Raw genomic sequence first — 18,462 nt, 5'->3', positions numbered from 1 at the left:
GTCAACGGTTTTGCCCGTTCGACACGCAAAAGCGGTAAATGCGAGGAGCTTTCGGGAACAGCCAGCAACAAAGACGCGTTGCCGTTCACGCAATCCGGAGGACGTCATGGGCAACAAGTTTGAACTTCTGGCACGCTGGGGTTATGCAGCGCGCGGCATCGTTTACATGTTGCTCGGAGCGCTTGCGATTTGGGGCGCCGGCTCTTCCGCTACCACCGAAAATGCCTTGTCCACGGTGCTTTCGCAGCCTTTCGGGCGTATCCTGCTTGGCGCCGTCGCCATTGGCCTCATCGGCCACGTTCTTTGGCGTCTGGCACAGGGTGTGCTCAATGCCGATCACGTCAAGAACGACGCCAAGGGCATCGTCGGCCGTCTCGCCAGCATCGGCAGCGCCGTCGTCAACATCGCCTTAGCCTTCACGGCAGCTACCATGGCACTGGGCATGGGCGGCGGCGGTTCGGGTTCCGGCTCCAGCGGAGAAAGCGAAGCCGCCGCCTCCGCTTTGCAGCTGCCTTTCGGCAACGTGCTTCTCGGCCTCGTGGGCGTGGGCCTCATCATCGGCGGCCTGGTCCAGGCATGGCGCGGCTTCTCGAAGGAATATCAGAAGCGCATCAAGCTTCCATCCGCGCACGAAAACGTTCTGCATCCAATCTGCGTCTTCGGACTTGCCGCGCGTGGTCTACTCCTGGCGGTCACCGGCGGCTTCATGATCTACGCCGCCTTTACCGTGAACCCAGAACAGGCCGGCGGTCTCTCCGACGCCCTCGACTGGATTCAGTCGCTGCCCTATGGCGGTGTGCTCTATACCCTTGCTGCCGTCGGCCTTATCGCCTTCGGCATTTATAGTGGCGTTCAAGCGCGCTATCGCCAGGTCGATGCTCCCGACGCGTCCGACATAAAGCAGACTGCGTCGAAAATTCCAGGCGTTGCCTAAATATCAAGATCGGTGACGAAGGCGGCGTTTTCCTGGATGAAGTCGAACCGCGCTTCGGGCTTGCTGCCCATGAGCCGGTCGACCGTCGTCCGCGTCGCATCGCGGTCGTCCAGGATCTTGACCTGCAAAAGCGTGCGCGACTTCGGCGACATCGTCGTTTCGCGCAGATGCGCGAAAGGCATTTCGCCGAGGCCCTTGAAGCGCGTGATGTCGATCTTGGACCGGCCGTTGAACTCGCTTGCCATCAGCTCGGTCTTATGCGCCTCGTCACGGGCATAGAGGGTCTTCGGCCCTTGGCTGATGCGATAGAGCGGGGGCAGGGCGAGGTAGAGATGCCCACCCTCGATCAGCCGTGGCATTTCCTGAAAAAAGAAGGTGATCAGCAGTGATGCGATGTGGGCGCCGTCCACGTCGGCATCGGTCATGATGATGATCTTGTCGTAGCGCAGATCATCTTCGTTGTAGCGGTCGCGCGTGCCGCAACCGAGCGCCTGGATCAGGTCGGCGATCAGTTGGCTGCCCGCCATCTTTTCCCGACTGGCGCCAGCTACGTTGAGGATCTTGCCCCGGAGCGGCAGCACCGCCTGGTTGGCTCGATTGCGCGCCTGCTTGGCCGAGCCACCAGCCGAGTCGCCCTCGACGATGAATAGCTCGGCTCCCTGCGCCGCATTCTGCGTGCAATCGGCCAGCTTGCCCGGCAGGCGCAGCTTGCGCGTCGCGCTTGCGCGGTCGATTTCCTTTTCCTTACGCCGCCGCATCCGTTCATCGGCGCGCTCCAGGGCCCAGTCCAGCAGCTTCCCCGCCTGATTTGGCGAGGAACCCAGCCAATGATCGAACGCATCACGCAAGGCAGTGTCAACGATGCGCGTCGCCTCGCCCGAAGCCAGTTTGTCCTTGGTCTGACCCACGAATTCTGGCTCGCGGACGAAGACCGACAGCATTGCCGAGCAGCTCGTCAGCACGTCCTCGGCTGTCAGGTTTGCAGCCGCCTTGTTCTTGGTCAGCTCGGCATAATTCTTGAGCCCACGTAGCAGCGCCATGCGCAGGCCGGCTTCGTGCGTGCCGCCATCCGGCGTTGGCACCGTGTTGCAATAGCTCTGCACGCTGCCGTCGCCCAGCGTCCAGGCGATCGCCCATTCCACCGAGCCATGGCTGCCTGGCCGGCCGCTCTTGCCGGAGAAAATCTCGTCGGTAATCCGCGTCTCGCCCTCAATCCGCGCGGCCATGAAATCCTTGAGGCCATCGGGATAGTGGAACACCGCCTTCGCTGGTACGTCGTCGCTGGCAAGGCTTTCGTCACAGCTCCAGCGCAGCTCTACGCCGCCGAAGAGGTAGGCCTTGGCGCGCGTCATGCGGAAGATGCGGCCAGCCGAAAAGTGGGCGGTGGCACCAAAAATTTCGGGGTCGGGATGAAAACGCGTCGTCGTTCCGCGCCGGTTGTTTACCCGGCCAACATTTTCGACGTCCTGCACCACCTTGCCGCGGGAAAAAATGATCCGGTGCAGCTGCTGATCACGCGCCACCTCGACCACCATGTCATCGCTCAGCGCGTTGACAACCGAGACACCGACGCCGTGCAGGCCACCTGAGGTTTCATAGGCCTTGCTGTCGAACTTTCCGCCGGCGTGAAGCACGGTGTGGACGATCTCGAGCGTTGATCTATTTGGGAATTTCGGGTGCTTTTCGACCGGGATGCCGCGGCCGTTATCGGTAACCGTTATGTATCCGTCGGCGCCTAAGTGCACCTCGATGCGGTTGGCGTGGCCGGCGATGGCTTCGTCCATCGAGTTGTCGATCACCTCGGCGAAGAGGTGGTGATAGGCATTGGTATCGGTGCCGCCGATATACATGCCCGGACGCCGCCGAACCGGCTCAAGTCCTTCCAAAATCTCGATATCTGCCGCGCCATAGCTCGACGGCACCGGGGCAGGGGCCTCCGGCTTGCTCTTGGGCTTGGGCGCCGAATTGGCCGGCGCGGCGCTTCCGAAAAGATCAGACATGCACATTCCAATGCTTGTGCCCGAATCGGGCAAGGCTATTTTTAGCATAATTCAACAGTGTCCGCGGGCATCGGCGGGCGGGTCCTGGACCGTCCCGATGAACGGGTTATGAACACTTATCCATCCTACATGTATGTGCCCCGGCGTCCCAAGATAAGGCGTCCGGTTTACCTCCTGTAAGTATCTCGAAAGCACTTTCTTAAGTGCCATCCGCTATACCAGTGGACATACGGTTTTTGTCTGGAGTTGCCGTATGCGAGCCGATCTTCCGAGTTTTGCGTACCAAGCGGATAAGGTTGTCTCGAAGCGTTTCGGGCCTGATGTCGGATCTAGTTTTGCGTACCGGCTGGCCACGTTTCGCGTCTCTCGCCTCGGCGCCTTGTTGGGCACGAGCGTTCTCTTCTTCTTCGCCTAAAACCTCTCTTGCGTTGCTTCGGCAGCGTGAGTTAGGTATTGGCTCGTCGTCAACACGAGGACCGGGGAGGGCTGCATGACTATTCTTTACACGCATCGTTCCCGTGGACCCGTCCACGCCCTGTGGCTTCCGCTGCAGGGCTGACCAGTTCTGGTCCGGACGTTCTGACACCTCCGACACCACTGGCCTGCCCACGTTGATGGCAATGGCGCTTGATCCGAGATCGCGCCTATCCAGTGAGTTTATATCATGGGCATGATCAGCCTCCGCAATGCCGGCCACCGTGCTGGCGAACTTTTGTTCTCCAACCTCAACCTCGTCATCGGCGATGGCGACCACGTTGGCCTTGTTGCGCCAAACGGACGCGGCAAGACCACGCTGCTGCAGGGCATGGCAGGGCTGACAGAGCTCAGCGAGGGCGAAATCACCCGGTCTCGCGGCCTGGCCATCGGCTATGTTCCGCAAGAAGTGCCCGAAACCGGCCTTCGCCAGACCGTGACCGAATTCATCGGCTCGGCCCTCGGCGCAGCGACCCTCGACAGCGAAGGCTGGCGGGTCGATGTTGTCATGGAAGAGTTCAGCATCCCGCCCGATTTACGTGAAAAACGCTTGGGCGAGCTCAGCGGCGGCTGGCAGCGAATGGCGCTTCTCGCGCGTTGTTGGGTAACGCAGCCCGACGCGCTCCTCATGGACGAGCCCACCAACCACCTCGATCTTGGCCGCATTGCCATGCTCGAACGTTGGCTCTCCTACGCGGCCAAGACCCTGCCGGTGATCATCGCCAGCCACGACCGTGCCTTCCTCGACGCCACGACCAACCGAACGCTCTTCCTGCGCCCCAGCGAACAGGTCTATTTGCCGCTCGCCTACTCGGCGGCGCGCGCCGAGCTCGACCAGGTCGATGCTGCTGCCGAAGCCCAGCGCGAACGCGATCTGAAATATGCTAACCAGCTCCGCAAACAGGCTGCAAAGCTTACCAATGTCGGCATCAATTCGGGCAGCGACCTTCTGGTGGTCAAATCCAAGCAGTTGCGCGACCGCGCTGAAAAGATCGAGACGCAGGTGCAAGAGGTGCATCGCGACCGCACTGGTCTAGTGAAGCTCGGCAATTCCGGCGCCGATGCCCGCGTCATGATGGGGTTCGAAAATTTTCCTGTCTTGACACCCGATGGCAAGCCACTGTTCACGATCGACAAGCTCCATATCTTTCAGGGCGACCGCATCGTGCTGCTCGGCCGGAACGGCACCGGCAAATCTCAGTTCATGCGCATCGTCACAGAAGCCCTTGGCGGCAAGCCGGTGCCGGGCCTTAAGCTCAGCCCGCAGATCGCTTCCGGCTATCTCGATCAAGCGCTGGCTTGGCTGCCGCTCGATCCGTCACCGCTCGATTACATCTTGCACCGCTTCGACGAAGGCGACCGCCGCAGCATTGCGCTTCTCGCCGGTGCCGGCTTCCCGCCGGACCGGCAATCAAAGCCGATCCGGACCATGTCGCTAGGGCAACGCGCGCGCCTCGCCCTGCTGGCGCTGCGCCTCGCAAAACCCAACTTCTATCTTCTGGACGAGCCGACCAACCACCTCGACATTCCCGGCCAAGAACAGCTCGAGGACGATATAAGGGAGCAGGGCGCCACCACCGTCCTCGTCACCCACGACCGCGCCTTCCTGCGGGCGATCGGCACGCGGTTCCTGCTGATCGAGCGGCGCAAGCTGGTCGAAGTCGATGGGCCGGAAGAGTTTTTGGCGGAAATGGCAGAGGGGTAGCGCGTTGTGTTAACGGTGCCACGCCTCGTCCTTCGAGGCTTCGCTGCGCTTCGCACCTCAGGATGAGGCTACTGTAAGTGCAGCTTCATGCTCCCCAGTAGCCCTCATGGTGAGGTGCGAGCTCTTGCGAGCCTCGAACCACGAGGGCGTGGCACGATCTCAGTCCAGGCGCTTCTTTGCTCGGCTGGCTAAGTCTGGCAATGCCTCATAGTCGTAACGAATAAGCGCTTCTTTCTTCCTCCGCGACCATCCCTTGATCTGACGCTCGCGAGCGATGGCATCGATGATCCGCTCGAACGTCTCGGAAAAGACGAGTTCTACCGGCCGGCGACTATGGGCGTAGCCATCCACAACGCCTGCATTGTGCTCGCCGACGCGCTCTTCTGGATCGCGCTTGGTAAGCCCGGTGTAGTAGGAGCCGTCCGAACACCGGACCATGTAGACCGAGACTTTCATTATCGACCTGCCACGCCCTCGTGGTTCGGGTCTTCGCTTCGCTACGCACCTCACCATGAGGGCTACTGATGGTCGGGTAAAAGGCAAGGTCCCTAAACCGACCGCAATCTCACCGGCGCCAGCACTGCACGATTTTTGCCGGCGGACTTGGCTTCGTAGAGCGCGCGGTCGGCGCGGCGCATCATGTCGTCGAGACTTTCGATGCCGTCGCGGAGGTGAAGGCCGATGCTGATGGTCAGCCGGTATCCTGCGGGCAGGCCCGCGAGGTGGAGCTTGGTCATGGCGGTGCGCACGGCTTCGGCGCAGGTTTCAAGAGTGTGGCGTGACCCTGTTTCGTAGAAGAGGGCATATTCTTCGCCACCGGTACGGCCGACGAGGTCGGCCTGTCCATGCTGAGCCAAGACCTGGCCGACGGCGGCAATGACCTTGTCGCCAACGGCATGGCCGAAACGATCGTTGATCTGCTTAAAATCGTCGATATCGGCGACAAGGAGGGCCGCTGCTGCGTGGCGCCCGGCGCTGCCTGCCAGGCGCGTTTCGGCGCCGATCTCGAAACCGCGACGGTTGAGGAGCCCGGTCAGGTAATCTTGATCCGCCTCGCGCCGAAGGCCAGTCATCAGGTCCAGCACCAATGCGAATACAAAAAGCGAAATGACCATCACCGACAAGAGTGGCGTCAGGCCAAGCACCGAATCCCAATACGCGGATTGGGAAAGCTCGCCACTGTCATTGAGCTTGAGGACGCCCGTGACCATCAGCAGTGGACGCCCGGCCGCCAGCAACCCGCCCATGGCGACGCCCGCCACGAACAATCGATCGGCAAGGGAATGTGCGCCCGTCTGCAGCAGGCGTGACGATGTGACGAGCGCCAGGACGGCAAAGCAACCGTTGAGAAAATAGATGCGTGACAGCGTCGATGGTGTGACCACGGTGAACCAGGCAAAGCCCGCCACCGCGATCACGATGATCAGCCCGAACAGCAGCACCGGCACGCCGACGCGGGCGCGAACAAGTGCGCTGCTGCAGGCGAGGACGACAGCCGCGAAAAACAGGGCATTGCTGGAATAATTTATGGAGCCCGGGCGCGACAGCAGGGGCCATTCATGCGTGATGAAGCCGATGCCGAGATAAAGAAAAGAAACGCTGAGCGGGAAGAGATGGGTCTGGCTCGGCCAGCGGCGCCATAACAGGGCAACAAGGCCCGCGAAACTGAAGGCGATAGAAGGGTTGAGCAGGGATAGGTATACCTGACCTGCCATCTTTCGCCCGAACTCGTTGTTACGGACGGCAATCTACGGCGTCATTGCATAAGCCAATATTAATCCGCGCCGGAAAATGCATCCCAACGCGGCTTAAATTTGGCTCTGACCAGTAGCTTAGTGGTGGTGGTGACTATGCTCCGGCATGTGCTCCAGATCCTGCTTGCTGAAACGGCTCAGTGCATGGATGTGGCCGTTCTCGTCGCGCATGAAATCGAGCTGGGCCATGCTGACGGCGACTGGCTTGGCGCCAAGCCCCAGGAAGCCACCCACATCTACGATGACTTCGGCACTGGGTCCGCTGCCATGGAGGTGGGACACCTTGCCGATTTCGGCATTGTGGGCGTCGTAGATCGGTGCGCCCTCGAGAGTCTTGGAGCTCAACTCGGACGGTTTTAGGCGGACGTGATTGGCATGGTCCTTCAAAACCGGGGCATTGGGCTGGCCCTCGTCGCCGCGACCGGTCTGCAGGTTGGGATTGACCCGCTCCAGCCGGTCGAGCGCCGAGTAGACCAGCTGCGCAACTTCGATGTCATAGTCGTGGTCTGGGCTGGTACGCTCGTAATCGCGCAGCTGCTCCGTGGTCACCCCAGCTTCGGCCGCCAGCGCTTCGGGTTCGAGACCCAGAGACAAACGCCGGTTATGCGCCCCCTTGGGCTGCAATGGCGCATCGGCAGTGTATTTCGGCATGACGCATCTCCTCTTTGGAGTTGGGAGAAGCGGGGAGCGGCGAAAAGGTTCAATTTGGGGTGGTGGCCAAGGCCAAAGGCCCCCCCCCACCTGCGCTACGGCCAAGTGGCCTAGCTTCGGTTCCCTCCCCTCTGAGGGGGAGGGTGGGCGCTGGGGCTATGAGTAGAGCCTGCTACACACTCGATGTTACCTTCCCCCTCAGAGGGGAAGGCAAGCAGAGCTTGGTGAGGGGACGAGCCTAGCGTCGCTCGGAAGGGGGTGTCTTTCTCCAGTTACAGCGCAAACTAAAAGACCGCCCCTAGAGGCGGCCTTTTCGATTCAGTTTTCTGCCACGCTTAGTGGTGGTGCTCTTCCGGCACGTCTTCTTCGCCCGCTTCGATGAGCTTGGCGAGTTCGTCGCGCGACATCGGCTGGTCGGTGACTTCGCCGAGGCTGATGATGTGGTCGACGACCTTGTTCTCGAAGATCGGCGCGCGCAGCGAGGCCAGCGCGGTCGGGTTCTTGCGGTAGTAGTCGTAGACCTGCTGTTCCTGGCCCTGGAAGCGGCGGACTTCGGCGATCAGCGCCTGCTGGTGCTCTTCGTCAGTCACCTGGACATCCGTGGTGTTGCCGATTTCGGCGACCACGAGACCAAGGCGTACGCGGCGCTCGGCAATGCGACGATACTGTTCGCGAGCTTCTTCTTCGGTCGTGCCTTCGTCTTCGAAGCTACGGCCGTGGCTCTGGATTTCGTGCTCGACACGCTGCCAGATGGTGTTGAATTCAGCTTCCACCAGTTGGGCCGGAACGTCGAACTTGTGGCCATCGTCCAGCGCGTCCAGAACCTGGCGCTTCATGTGCTGGCGGCCCATGGAGGCGAGGGCGTTTTCCATCTGCTCGCGAACGGCCTTGCGCAGCGCTGCAACGTCTTCAAGACCCAGGCGCTTGGCGAAATCGTCGTCCAGCTCGCCGGCATTGGGGCCGTCGACATGGAGAACGTTGACCTCGAAAGTCGCGTCCTTGCCGGCCAATTCCTTGTTCTGGTAGTCGGCCGGGAAGGTCACCTTGACGTCACGGGTCTCGCCCTTTTTGGCGCCGATCAGCTGCTCTTCGAAGCCGGGGATGAACTCGCCCGAACCAACGGTGAGATGCGCGTGGTCGGAGGTGCCGCCTTCAAAGGCTTCGCCGTCGATCTTGCCGACAAACGACAGGCCGAGGTAGTCGCCGTTTTCGACAACGCCTTCGTCACCCTTGTTGGTGAAGCCGCGGTTCTGGTTGAACACGCGCTTGACCTCGGCATCGACTTCCTCGTCGGTGACTTCAATCACGGGCTTGGAAATCTTGATGCCGTTGAAGTCCATCAGCGCGACGGGCGGCAGCACTTCATATTCGACTTCGAAGGCGAGATCGGACTTACCATCGAGCACGTCGTTGATGACGGTCTGGTCCTGCGGCAGATCGACCTTGGGCTGGGCGGCGGCGCGTTCCTTGCGCTCGTCCAGCGTCTCGCTGACGGTCGAATTGATCGCGTCGGTCATCACTTCGCTCATGGCGGATCGGCCATAGACCTTCTGAGATGGGCGGTCGGCACCTTGCCGGGACGGAAGCCCTTGATGTTGGCCTGGCCCTTGAGTTCTTGCAGCTTGGCGTCGAGGCGCGTGTTGAGGTCCGCAGCCGGAATGGTGACGCTGAGCTTGCGCTTCAGGCCTTCGTTGAGGGTTTCAGTTACCTGCATTGGGGTTGATCCCGTATTGGTTCATCTCGTTCGGCCGGGGCCGTATGGTGCGGGTGAGAGGACTCGAACCTCCACGCCTTGCGGCGCTGGAACCTAAATCCAGTGCGTCTACCAATTCCGCCACACCCGCAAAGGTCCCCGTGGCCGGGTTGGCGTTGCATCTATAGGAAGAGAGTAGGGCAGTCAAAGCCTTGTCTTGCGAAATGGCGCAACAAGATGTGGCGCTTATTTCATCAGGCGCCGGACGCAAGCGGGCTGCGACGAAGCAGGTTTTGCCTACTTTTCGGGCAAAATGCCTGTAAGTTGATCAAGTGTAGAACATCGCGGGCTATCAGCAACAAAGCTGACGACTGATAAGTGATTGAGCAACCTGCTATAATTTGAGTTGGCACTCGCTGGCACAGCCCATGCATACTTCTGTGCGGTAACTGCCGAAAACGGCCAGCGGAGGCACGCAATGAAGAAAATCGAGGCGATCGTTAAGCCGTTCAAGCTCGACGAAGTCAAAGAAGCGCTGCAGGAAGTGGGCCTTCAAGGCATCACCGTCACCGAAGCCAAGGGTTTTGGCCGCCAGAAGGGCCACACCGAACTCTATCGCGGTGCCGAATATGTGGTGGATTTCCTGCCCAAGGTGAAGGTCGAGGTTGTGTGCCCCGACGATCTCGCCGAGAAGGCCATCGAAGCCATCCGCAATGCCGCGCAAACCGGTCGCATCGGCGACGGCAAGATCTTCGTCTACTCCATCGAGCAGGCGATCCGTATCCGTACGGGCGAATTCGGCGACGACGCGCTCTAGGCGCCGCGCCACCAACACCAACGCATTCCGTCTAAATCCAGGGGAAACACCTATGACGACTGGCGCCGACATCATTGCTCGTATCAAGGACGAGAACATCAAGTATCTCGACATCCGCTTCACCGACTTGCGCGGCAAGCTGCAGCACGTCACCTTGGACGCTTCGGTTGTCGATGCCGACATGTTCGAAGACGGCGTGATGTTCGACGGCTCCTCGATCGCCGGCTGGAAGGCCATCAACGAGTCGGACATGGTGCTCATGCCCGATCCGACCTCGGTCTATATCGACCCGTTCTTCGCCGCCTCGACCCTCGCCATCAACTGCGACATTCTCGAGCCCGCCACCTACCAGCCCTATAACCGCGACCCGCGCTCGATCGCCAAGAAGGCCGAGGGCCTGGTGAAGTCCTCCGGTATCGGCGACACCGTCGTGTTCGGCCCCGAGCCCGAATTCTTCATCTTCGACGACGTCAAGTACTCGACCACCACCTACAAGGTCGGCTTCCAGATCGATTCGTCGGAACTGCCGACCAACAACGCCCGACTACGAAGGCGGCAATAACGGCCACCACATCGGCATCAAGAAGGGCTACTTCCCGGTTCCGCCGCTCGACAGTGCCCAGGACATGCGCGGTGAAATGCTCGAGGCCATGGGCCAGATGGGCGTGATCATCGAAAAGCACCACCACGAAGTGGCTTCCGCCCAGCACGAACTCGGCATGAAGTACAAGCAGATGATCGCGTCGGCCGACGACGTGCTGATCTACAAGTATGCCGTCCAGCAGGTCGCCAATTCCTATGGCAAGACCGCGACCTTCCTGCCCAAGCCCGTCTATGGCGACAATGGCTCGGGCATGCACTGCCACATGTCGATCTGGAAGGACGGCAAGCCGCTCTTTGCCGGCGACCAGTACGCCGGTCTCTCGATGGACTGCCTCTACTATATCGGCGGCGTCATCAAGCATGCCAAGGCCATCAACGCCTTCACCAACCCGACCACCAATTCGTACAAGCGCCTGGTGCCGGGCTTCGAAGCTCCGGTTCTGCTGGCCTACTCGGCTCGTAACCGTTCGGCTTCCTGCCGAATTCCCTTCGGCCAGTCGCCGAAGTCCAAGCGCGTCGAAGTTCGCTTCCCCGATCCGCTGGCGAACCCCTACCTCGCCTACACCGCGCTGCTGATGGCTGGTCTTGACGGCATAAAGAACAAGATCCACCCGGGCGACCCGATGGACAAGGATCTCTACGAGCTGCCCAAGGACGAGCTCAAGGAAATCCCGACCGTGTCCGGTTCGCTGCGCGAAGCCCTGGAAAGCCTCGACAAGAACCGTGAGTTCCTCAAGGTCGGCGGCGTCATGGACGACGATTTCATCGATGCCTACATCGAGCTCAAGATGCAGGAAGTTCACCGCGTCGAAATGACCCCGCACCCGGTAGAATACGAAATGTACTACTCGGCCTAATCGCCAGAGTGGAAATCAAAAGGGGCCCCGCGGGGCCCCTTTTTCGGCTTGGATTTGTGCGCCTACCGGCCTTCGAAAGCTCGTCGCAGCATCTGTTCCCAGTCGTTTGGCGCCTGCAAACCGGCCTCGACATCGTCTTCGCTTTGCTGCTCGAAGAAGCGCACGGCAAAGCCGACATCGAACAGGCGCACAACTTCGGCGGTGATCGTGCCCACGGTGACGACCTCGCCCACGGCGGGCTGGAAGGCCGATGAGATGGCGGCGCCGGTGACGGAATAATCCATCACAAGGCATGGCTGCGACCAGTTGTCGGGCCGCGCGAACACCGTTCGGGGATTACGCGGCAGCAGGCGCTTGGCGCCGCGCCGCTCGCCGGCCTCGGTCCAGAGCGTCTCAGTAAACTGCTTGATGGCGCGGTTGAGGTTTTCGCGGCTCGAGCCGTGGTGTTCAATATTGACCACGAAACCGTCTTCGAACTGCCGCTCCACATGGCCACGCAGCACGCCGAATGGTTCCAAAGTGGCAAGGATCGATTCCCCGGGGGCGGGATGACCGGTGCCGTCACCCGGAACGCATCGCTCGACATCATCCGAAGCCGGCAGGCGAACAGATTGACGCCCGGATAGCCTTCGTCGGCGCCGATGGCATAGCGGCCCGAAACTGTCCTGATCCCATGCACTGCGACGTCAACGCGTTCCAAAACTTGGGCCAAAACTGCCTCCTTGGGTCAGGAGCAGAATGGAGCATGCATCTCAACATCGGCTTGAATATTGAGCGCAAATTGACGCGCGAACGGTAACCTGTTGCTAACCGGATCAATTGCCGAGCGGTTGCAGCAAGCTCTCAAGCTCGTCGAGCGCCTGGATGTCGACGAACTGCACGGCGAAGCCGACGGTGAGATGGCGTATGACCCGGCCGACGAGCCGTCCCACAGCCATCGGCGTGCCGATCTCGGGCCAGATCGGAGCCGACACAGCGACGCCCGACTGGGAAACGTCGATGATGAAACAAGAGTGGCGTGTGCCGTCGCCGGTGACGATCGTGGTGCGCGGGTCCCGCGGCTGGAAGCGCTTGTGCTCGCGTTTATCGGGCACCTGGGAGTGAACGCACTTTTTCTGCCAGGCGATCTTTGCGCCCAGCCTTTCGCGTTCGCTGTCAGAAATGGTGATGTCCATGACAAAGCCTTGCGGCAGGCGACGGGCGATGCGGCCGCGCAGGATGCCGAACTCGTCGAAATGGGCGGAAACGGTTTCGCCTTCCTCGCCGACCACCGGTCCCATGGCCACCAGCATACGCGTCGATATCGAGCAAAGCCGGCAGGCATAGACGGGGAGCTTTTCGTCCTCGGGTTGGCGGCGCGCGGGCAGGGCATAGCGGCCGATAAGCGCACCGATAAAGCGCACATCATGCCACTCGTAATTCGGTCTGCTTTCCTCTTTGTCCAACCCGGTGACCAAGGCACGACGCTCCTCACCGTCTTCGCACCTGCCAGTTACCCTGGCTGATCTGCTCGGACATTCCCCGATGTCCTCAGTAAAAACGCGTTTAGGTAAAAATCTCTATAAGACCGTCCTTTGGCGTGACCATTGCCGCCCAAGTGCATTTTGCTTCGACGAAGATATGGTGCGCTAATGACCCAAGCGAATGCAAAAGCCCAAATTCTGCTCACGCCCAAGGAGATGGTCCAAGCCGACCGGCTGGCGACCGAACACGGCGTGCCGTTGATCGACTTGATGGAACGGGCTGGTGCCGCGGTCGCCAGCGCCATCACCAGTCGCTTTAAAAAGGGCAGGGTGGCGATCCTCTGCGGGCCCGGCAATAATGGCGGCGACGGCTTTGTTGTTGGCCGTTTGCTGGCCGAGCAGGGGTGGCACGTCGACCTGCACCTTCTGGCCGATCAGGCTTCGCTCAAAGGCGATGCCGCGACCATGGCGGCGCGGTACGCTGGCACCATCGGCAACGGGGACAATATCGCCTTCGCCGGCTACGACCTCATTGTCGATGCCATGCTCGGCGCGGGCCTTGATCGGGAGGTTTCCGGGCGCTTCGCTAGCGTCATCGAAAAGGCAAACCAATCTGCTCTGCCGATCGTCAGCGTCGACATTCCCAGCGGCATCGATGGTGCCAGCGGCGAACAGCGTGGCGTTGCGGTCAGAGCCACGACGACGGTCACCTTTTTTCGCCGCAAGCCCGGCCATCTGCTGCTTCCCGGACGCATAAACTGCGGCGAGTTGATCGTCGCCGACATCGGACTGCCGGAGACTGTGCTCGAGACCATCGACGCTCAAACCTGGCGCAACGGTCCCGGACTTTGGGCGCTTCCCCAACCGCATCAAGACGGCCACAAGTTCGACCGCGGCCATGTCGTGGTCGTTTCGGGCAATGCGTTGCAGACGGGAGCGGCGCGCCTTTCGGCCCTTGGCGCCTTTCGCACCGGGGCGGGCCTCGTCACCCTTGTGGGCGAACGCGATGCCCTCCTGGTGCATGCGGCCCATGTCACGGCCATCATGCTTCGGGAAATCGCCCAGCCCAGCGCGCTCGCTGAATTCCTTGCCGAGAAGAAGATCGGCGCGGTCGTGATCGGCCCTGCTGCGGGTATTGGCGAAGCCACGGCGCTCAATGTGCGGTCGGCTTTAGACTCCAGGGTCGCAGCGGTTTTGGATGCCGACGCGCTCACGAGCTTTGCCGACGAGCCGGAGGTTCTTTTTGCCGCCATCAAGAATTCTGAAAAACCAAGCGTGCTGACGCCGCATGAAGGCGAGTTCAAGCGCCTTTTTGGTGACCTCGAAGGCGACAAGCTTTCCCGCGCCAGAACCGCCGCCGAGCGCTCCGGCGCCTTTATCGTGCTCAAGGGCAGCGATACGGTGATCGCTGTCCCGGACGGACGAGCCGCCATCAACGACAATGCGCCGTCCTGGCTTGGGACGGCCGGGGCAGGGGATGTGCTGGCAGGCATGATCGCCGGGCTTCTGGCGCAGGGCATGCAGCCCTTTGAAGCAGCCTCCGCTGCGGTCTGGCTCCATGCCGAGGCTGCCAACCAGTTCGGTGGTCCCGGCATGCTCAGCGAGGATCTGCCCGACCTTATACCCCGCGCTTTGCGCCTGGCATAATCTGACCCGAAGCTGCGCTTCCGGGATGCCTTGCTGCCATTCTTTGTCAGCGACGCCCCATATTGCCGTTCCTGCGCAAGCCTTCTACACCATGCGCCCGCATCCCCGGAGCCAGAAGATGAACAAAGCCCTGATCGTCATCCTGGCCGCGGTCATGCTCGACGCCATCGGCATCGGTCTGGTCTTTCCGATCCTCCCGGCGCTGCTCCGCGAGGTGGGCCACACCAGCGACATCGCCACACTGCTCGGCATCATGCTGGCGCTTTATGCTGCCTGCCAGTTCCTGTTCTCACCTATTCTTGGCGTCCTGAGCGACCGCTTCGGCCGCCGCCCCGTTCTGCTCGTGTCGCTGGCCGGCGCTGCCATCGACTATATTGTCATGGCCTTCGCGCCCCATCTCTGGCTCCTGGTGATCGGCCGCGCCATTGCCGGCATCACCAGCGCCAACAACATGGCCGTCGCGACCGCCTATATCACCGACATTTCCGACGAGGACCAGCGCGCCAAGCGCTTCGGCTACTTCCATGCCATGTTCGGCATCGGCTTTATCATTGGCCCGGTGCTCGGCGGCATTCTCGGCGACATCTGGGTCCGCGCTCCATTCCTTTGCGCCGCGCTGCTCAATGGTCTCAACTTTGGCCTCGCGCTTTTTGTCTTGCCGGAATCGCGCCCCGGCCAGCGGGAGGCAAGGTTCAGCCTCTCGACCCTCAATCCCTTTAAGCCATTGGCTTGGGCACTGAGCTTCAAGCCGCTCCTGCCACTGATCGGCATCTTCCTGATCCTGAACTTCGTCGGCACGGTCTACCCGACCAACTGGGCGATCTTTTCCGAAGATGTCTTCACTTGGAACGGCACGGTCATCGGACTGTCACTGGCGGCATGGGGCCTTTGCCATGCTCTGGCTCAGGCCTTCGTCACCGGCCCTGCGGTCGCTAAACTGGGCGAACGCTGGGCGCTGATCGTCGGCGTTCTGTTCGAAGTGGGCGCCATGCTGACCATGGCCTTTGCGACGCAGGGCTACGTCCTCTTCCTCATGGCGCCGATCTTTGCGCTTGGCGGCATCGGCATTCCGGCACTGCAATCGCTCACCACCCGCCAGGTCGGCGAGGATCGGCAGGGGCAGCTTCAAGGCGTGCTCGCCAGCCTCGTGAGTTTGGCCGCCGTATTCGGTCCGCTGTTTTTCAGCATCACCTACCATGCCTTCCGGCCAAGCTGGCCGGGCGCGATCTGGCTCGTGGCCATCAGCATCTATATTCTGGTCGTGCCACTCTTCGTCGCCATGGGGCGCACGCGTCCCTCTGCGGCCACCACGCCCGTTGCATAAACCCGAGCTTTCCCCAGAGAACCGGGCTTTTCCGGCAAAGCGGGGTTGCGATCACGGTTTTTCCGGTTCATTAACAGCTTTACACCGCCCTGCGGGCCGAAAACCCCGGAATTCCTTGCGTCTTGCGAAGAATCGCAAAAGGAAGTCGTCGTTTTGGGTTCGCCAGTGACGGCGGGCATTCACTGTGAGGAAACGCTATGAACAAAAACGATCTGGTTGGCGTCGTTGCCGACAAGGCTACGATCACCAAGGCTCAGGCCGCCGAAGCGGTTGACGCAGTGTTCGAGGCCATCTCCGACGCCATGAAGGCCGGCGAAGAAGTTCGTCTGGTTGGCTTCGGCACCTTTGCTGTCTCCCAGCGCAAGGCTTCCACCGGCCGCAACCCTGCAACCGGCGCCGAGATCCAGATCCCGGCTTCCAACCAGGCCAAGTTCAAGCCCGGCAAGGGCCTCAAGGACGCGATCAACGGCTAAGCTGCCGAACGTTGTTCTGAGCAATCGGCCCTGAGCGATTTCGCCGGGGCCGATTTGTTTTTGGGCAAATCGCTGTTGACGGGCAGGTGCCGTGCCCCTAATCAGGCAACATTCCGATCCGCCATGCGGACGGGCGATTAGCTCAGTTGGTAGAGCGCTTCGTTTACACCGAAGATGTCGGCGGTTCGAGCCCGTCATCGCCCACCATTCCCTTCCTCCCTTCGAAATGCTGTGGGCTGCCGGATCAATTCGCACCAGGTGCGAAGCTGGCGCGGTGCATCAAGAGATCAGCCTTAGTGTCTGCAAACTTTGGGTTTTCCACAGCCTAAAAGTGTTTCGCAAAATTGTCGTGTTCCATCGCTTGACTTCCCCCGGGGTGCCAGTACATGGACCACACGTTGCGCGGATGACTTGTTCGCAAGCGCTGCGGGAGTAGCTCAGTTGGTTAGAGCGCCGGCCTGTCACGCCGGAGGTCGCGGGTTCGAGCCCCGTCTCTCGCGCCACCCTTTTCCAGGGTTTGCGCGTTTTTCTCACCTCAGTTACAGTTTTGCAGTCACCGTGTTTCTGGCTTGGAACGCGGTGCGATTTGCTGTGTGCAGCATCGGCCGGTTTGAGCCGGCCGTTCTGTCAATCATGCCAGCTGCCCCAAGACCCAGCGCCGGAAAGCGGTGACGCGGGGCAGGCCGGCTTTGGTTTGCGGCGTGACGAGGTAATAGGCGCCCGGCCCGGAAACCCGGGTCTTAAAGGGTGCGATCAAGGAACCGGTTCGGAGTTCTTCCTCGATCAGGAAGGTCGGCAGCAGCGCCATGCCGAGGCCTGCCTTGGCCGCTTCGATGATCATGAAGAAATGCTCGAGCCGCGGGCCCCAGTCGATCGGGGACAATTCGGCGCCAACCGAGCGGAACCAATGTTCCCAGCTATGGGGGCGGGTGGAGTGCTCGATGAGCCGGTAGCGGGTGATGTCGCTTGGGTGGTCGAGGGGGCGGTCGGGGTCGACCAGAAGCGGCGAGCAGACGACCTGCACTTCCTCGCCCATCAGCGGATCGACAAGCGCGTCGCTCCATTCGCCATGGCCGAAGCGGATGGCGATATCGATGCGTTCGCGAGTAAAATCGAGGTCGCCGTCACTGGAGACGACATTCACCGAAATGTCGGGATGAAGTTTTTGGAACGAGGGCAGGCGGGGCAGGAGCCAGCGAGTCCCGAAGGTGGGCAACATGCCGACCGAGAGCGTGCCCTGTCCGGCGCGCGAGCTCATAAGTTCCACCGTTCCTGCTTCCAGAAGATCAAGCGAGCGGCTGACGAGGCGGCTGTAATAGGTGCCTTGGTCGGTCAGCTGGATGCGTCGGCTGCGGCGGGTAAAGAGCGGGACTTCGAGATATTCTTCAAGGCTGTGCACCAGCCGGCTGGCGGCACTTTGCGTGACGTTCAGTTCCTCCGCCGCGCGGGTGAAGGAATTGTGCCGGGCCACGGCTTCAAAGGTTCTTAATGCGTTGAGTGAGGGGAGAACGCGTCGTTTCACGAATTATCATTCCATAGGGTCATGCAAGGGCAATCTTTATGCGCCTTGCCTCTCGCCGCCAAGCCGCTAGCTTTTTCAAGAAGGCGCGACAAAGCGCTAACCCATACCCCTTGGCTGGACCCGCCCAAATGATCCCATTCCACATGGCCTTCGCAGTGAAGGACAAAGAAAGCACAAGAAAGTTCTACGGCGAGGTCATCGGCTGCAAGGTCGGCCGCGAAGCCGAGAACTGGATCGACTTCGACTTCTTTGGGCATCAGCTTTCGGCGCATATCAACAACGATCCAAAGCCCGTCGCCAAGTCCAAGGTCGGCAATGACATGGTGCCGCTGCACCATTTCGGCGCCGTGCTTCCTTGGGAAACCTGGAACGGCCTGATCGACCGCCTGCGCGGCGCATCCTACCCCTTCGTCATGGAACCCAAGATCCGCTTCGAAGGCGAACCGGGCGAGCAGGGCACGTTCTTTCTTCTCGATCCGTCCGGCAATGCGATGGAATTCAAGTCCTTCCGCAACCCCGACGCCATCTTCGAACACTGAGTTTTG

The 18,462-nt window shown here is 61.0% G+C and carries 14 protein-coding genes, 3 tRNA genes and 2 pseudogenes; 10 read left to right on the top strand and 9 right to left on the bottom strand.

Annotation, left to right across the window (positions count from 1 at the left end; genetic code table 11):
* The first annotated feature begins 106 nt into the window (after nucleotides 1-106).
* The gene (locus G5575_RS17615) at nucleotides 107-934 is read left to right on the top strand and encodes a DUF1206 domain-containing protein (RefSeq protein ID WP_164535463.1); all 828 of its coding nucleotides are present in this window, start codon (nucleotides 107-109) and stop codon (nucleotides 932-934) included.
* Here G5575_RS17615 and parE read toward each other — a convergent pair.
* Nucleotides 931-2,934, bottom strand: a complete 2,004-nt coding sequence (gene parE / locus G5575_RS17610; protein ID WP_164535462.1) for a DNA topoisomerase IV subunit B — start codon at nucleotides 2,932-2,934, stop codon at nucleotides 931-933. The two genes, G5575_RS17615 and parE, sit on opposite strands and share 4 nt — an antisense overlap.
* Before the next feature lie 664 nt (nucleotides 2,935-3,598).
* Between parE and G5575_RS17605 the strand changes: the two genes are divergently transcribed.
* Nucleotides 3,599-5,113, top strand: a complete 1,515-nt coding sequence (locus G5575_RS17605; RefSeq protein WP_164535461.1) for an ATP-binding cassette domain-containing protein — start codon at nucleotides 3,599-3,601, stop codon at nucleotides 5,111-5,113.
* A 159-nt stretch (nucleotides 5,114-5,272) separates the two neighbouring features.
* Here G5575_RS17605 and G5575_RS17600 read toward each other — a convergent pair whose 3' ends face one another.
* The 5 genes and pseudogenes from G5575_RS17600 to G5575_RS17580 all read right to left on the bottom strand — a co-directional run bounded on the left by G5575_RS17600 (nucleotide 5,273) and on the right by G5575_RS17580 (nucleotide 9,362).
* Complete coding sequence (locus G5575_RS17600; protein ID WP_164535460.1) at nucleotides 5,273-5,569, bottom strand: GIY-YIG nuclease family protein; 297 nt, start codon at nucleotides 5,567-5,569, stop codon at nucleotides 5,273-5,275.
* Nucleotides 5,570-5,661: 92 nt separating this feature from the next.
* Nucleotides 5,662-6,828, bottom strand: a complete 1,167-nt coding sequence (locus G5575_RS17595; protein WP_164535459.1) for a GGDEF domain-containing protein — start codon at nucleotides 6,826-6,828, stop codon at nucleotides 5,662-5,664.
* A 117-nt stretch (nucleotides 6,829-6,945) separates the two neighbouring features.
* Complete coding sequence (locus tag G5575_RS20805) at nucleotides 6,946-7,254, bottom strand: PRC-barrel domain-containing protein (RefSeq protein WP_235936133.1); 309 nt, start codon at nucleotides 7,252-7,254, stop codon at nucleotides 6,946-6,948.
* 599 nt (nucleotides 7,255-7,853) lie between these two features.
* A pseudogene (gene tig / locus G5575_RS17585) lies at nucleotides 7,854-9,232 on the bottom strand (trigger factor).
* Nucleotides 9,233-9,277: 45 nt separating this feature from the next.
* Nucleotides 9,278-9,362 (bottom strand) — tRNA-Leu (locus G5575_RS17580).
* Nucleotides 9,363-9,689: 327 nt separating this feature from the next.
* Between G5575_RS17580 and G5575_RS17575 the strand changes: the two genes are divergently transcribed.
* Nucleotides 9,690-10,028 (top strand): P-II family nitrogen regulator, encoded by a 339-nt coding sequence (locus G5575_RS17575; RefSeq protein ID WP_046136017.1) that lies wholly within the window; start codon nucleotides 9,690-9,692, stop codon nucleotides 10,026-10,028.
* Nucleotides 10,029-10,080: 52 nt separating this feature from the next.
* A pseudogene (glnA, locus tag G5575_RS17570) lies at nucleotides 10,081-11,488 on the top strand (type I glutamate--ammonia ligase).
* Between the two features lie 62 nt (nucleotides 11,489-11,550).
* On the opposite strand, the gene G5575_RS17565 reads toward glnA, so the two are convergent.
* On the bottom strand, nucleotides 11,551-11,991 hold the full coding sequence (locus G5575_RS17565; protein ID WP_164535457.1) for a PilZ domain-containing protein: 441 nt from the start codon (nucleotides 11,989-11,991) through the stop codon (nucleotides 11,551-11,553).
* Nucleotides 11,992-12,303: 312 nt separating this feature from the next.
* Nucleotides 12,304-12,945 (bottom strand): PilZ domain-containing protein, encoded by a 642-nt coding sequence (locus G5575_RS17560; RefSeq protein ID WP_164535456.1) that lies wholly within the window; start codon nucleotides 12,943-12,945, stop codon nucleotides 12,304-12,306.
* Between the two features lie 174 nt (nucleotides 12,946-13,119).
* Between G5575_RS17560 and G5575_RS17555 the strand changes: the two genes are divergently transcribed.
* The 5 genes from G5575_RS17555 to G5575_RS17535 all read left to right on the top strand — a co-directional run bounded on the left by G5575_RS17555 (nucleotide 13,120) and on the right by G5575_RS17535 (nucleotide 16,898).
* Nucleotides 13,120-14,598, top strand: a complete 1,479-nt coding sequence (locus tag G5575_RS17555) for an NAD(P)H-hydrate dehydratase (RefSeq protein WP_164535455.1) — start codon at nucleotides 13,120-13,122, stop codon at nucleotides 14,596-14,598.
* 118 nt (nucleotides 14,599-14,716) lie between these two features.
* On the top strand, nucleotides 14,717-15,922 hold the full coding sequence (locus G5575_RS17550; RefSeq protein ID WP_164535454.1) for a TCR/Tet family MFS transporter: 1,206 nt from the start codon (nucleotides 14,717-14,719) through the stop codon (nucleotides 15,920-15,922).
* Between the two features lie 197 nt (nucleotides 15,923-16,119).
* Nucleotides 16,120-16,395: an HU family DNA-binding protein gene (locus G5575_RS17545; RefSeq protein ID WP_164535453.1), complete on the top strand. Its 276-nt coding sequence runs from the start codon at nucleotides 16,120-16,122 to the stop codon at nucleotides 16,393-16,395.
* A 131-nt stretch (nucleotides 16,396-16,526) separates the two neighbouring features.
* Nucleotides 16,527-16,602: transfer RNA gene (locus G5575_RS17540), tRNA-Val, on the top strand.
* A gap of 219 nt (nucleotides 16,603-16,821) precedes the next feature.
* Nucleotides 16,822-16,898, top strand: a tRNA-Asp gene (locus G5575_RS17535).
* 128 nt (nucleotides 16,899-17,026) lie between these two features.
* On the opposite strand, the gene gcvA is transcribed toward G5575_RS17535, so the two are convergent.
* Entirely contained in the window at nucleotides 17,027-17,917 is an 891-nt protein-coding gene (gene gcvA / locus G5575_RS17530) for a transcriptional regulator GcvA (RefSeq protein ID WP_164535452.1), read from the bottom strand.
* Nucleotides 17,918-18,045: 128 nt separating this feature from the next.
* Between gcvA and G5575_RS17525 the strand changes: the two genes are divergently transcribed.
* A complete protein-coding gene (locus tag G5575_RS17525; RefSeq protein WP_164535451.1) occupies nucleotides 18,046-18,456 on the top strand; it encodes a VOC family protein in 411 nt (136 codons plus the stop codon).
* The last annotated feature ends 6 nt before the right edge of the window (nucleotides 18,457-18,462 follow it).

The sequence above is a fragment of the Devosia aurantiaca genome (assembly GCF_011058215.1).
In the GTDB taxonomy this organism is placed as follows: domain Bacteria; phylum Pseudomonadota; class Alphaproteobacteria; order Rhizobiales; family Devosiaceae; genus Devosia; species Devosia aurantiaca.
Note: the sequence above shows the minus strand (reverse complement) of the source record. Positions and strands in the feature narration are given on the sequence as shown.

Excerpts from the sequence above, each read along its gene's own strand:
- G5575_RS17605 (WP_164535461.1), top strand. The coding sequence starts at position 3,599 with ATGGGCATGATCAGCCTCCGCAATGCCGGCCACCGTGCTGGCGAACTT.
- G5575_RS17595 (WP_164535459.1), bottom strand. The coding sequence starts at position 6,828 with ATGGCAGGTCAGGTATACCTATCCCTGCTCAACCCTTCTATCGCCTTC.
- G5575_RS17615 (WP_164535463.1), top strand. The coding sequence starts at position 107 with ATGGGCAACAAGTTTGAACTTCTGGCACGCTGGGGTTATGCAGCGCGC.
- G5575_RS17575 (WP_046136017.1), top strand. The coding sequence starts at position 9,690 with ATGAAGAAAATCGAGGCGATCGTTAAGCCGTTCAAGCTCGACGAAGTC.
- G5575_RS17555 (WP_164535455.1), top strand. The coding sequence starts at position 13,120 with ATGACCCAAGCGAATGCAAAAGCCCAAATTCTGCTCACGCCCAAGGAG.
- G5575_RS17525 (WP_164535451.1), top strand. The coding sequence starts at position 18,046 with ATGATCCCATTCCACATGGCCTTCGCAGTGAAGGACAAAGAAAGCACA.
- parE (WP_164535462.1), bottom strand. The coding sequence starts at position 2,934 with ATGTCTGATCTTTTCGGAAGCGCCGCGCCGGCCAATTCGGCGCCCAAG.
- G5575_RS17600 (WP_164535460.1), bottom strand. The coding sequence starts at position 5,569 with ATGAAAGTCTCGGTCTACATGGTCCGGTGTTCGGACGGCTCCTACTAC.
- G5575_RS17550 (WP_164535454.1), top strand. The coding sequence starts at position 14,717 with ATGAACAAAGCCCTGATCGTCATCCTGGCCGCGGTCATGCTCGACGCC.
- G5575_RS17545 (WP_164535453.1), top strand. The coding sequence starts at position 16,120 with ATGAACAAAAACGATCTGGTTGGCGTCGTTGCCGACAAGGCTACGATC.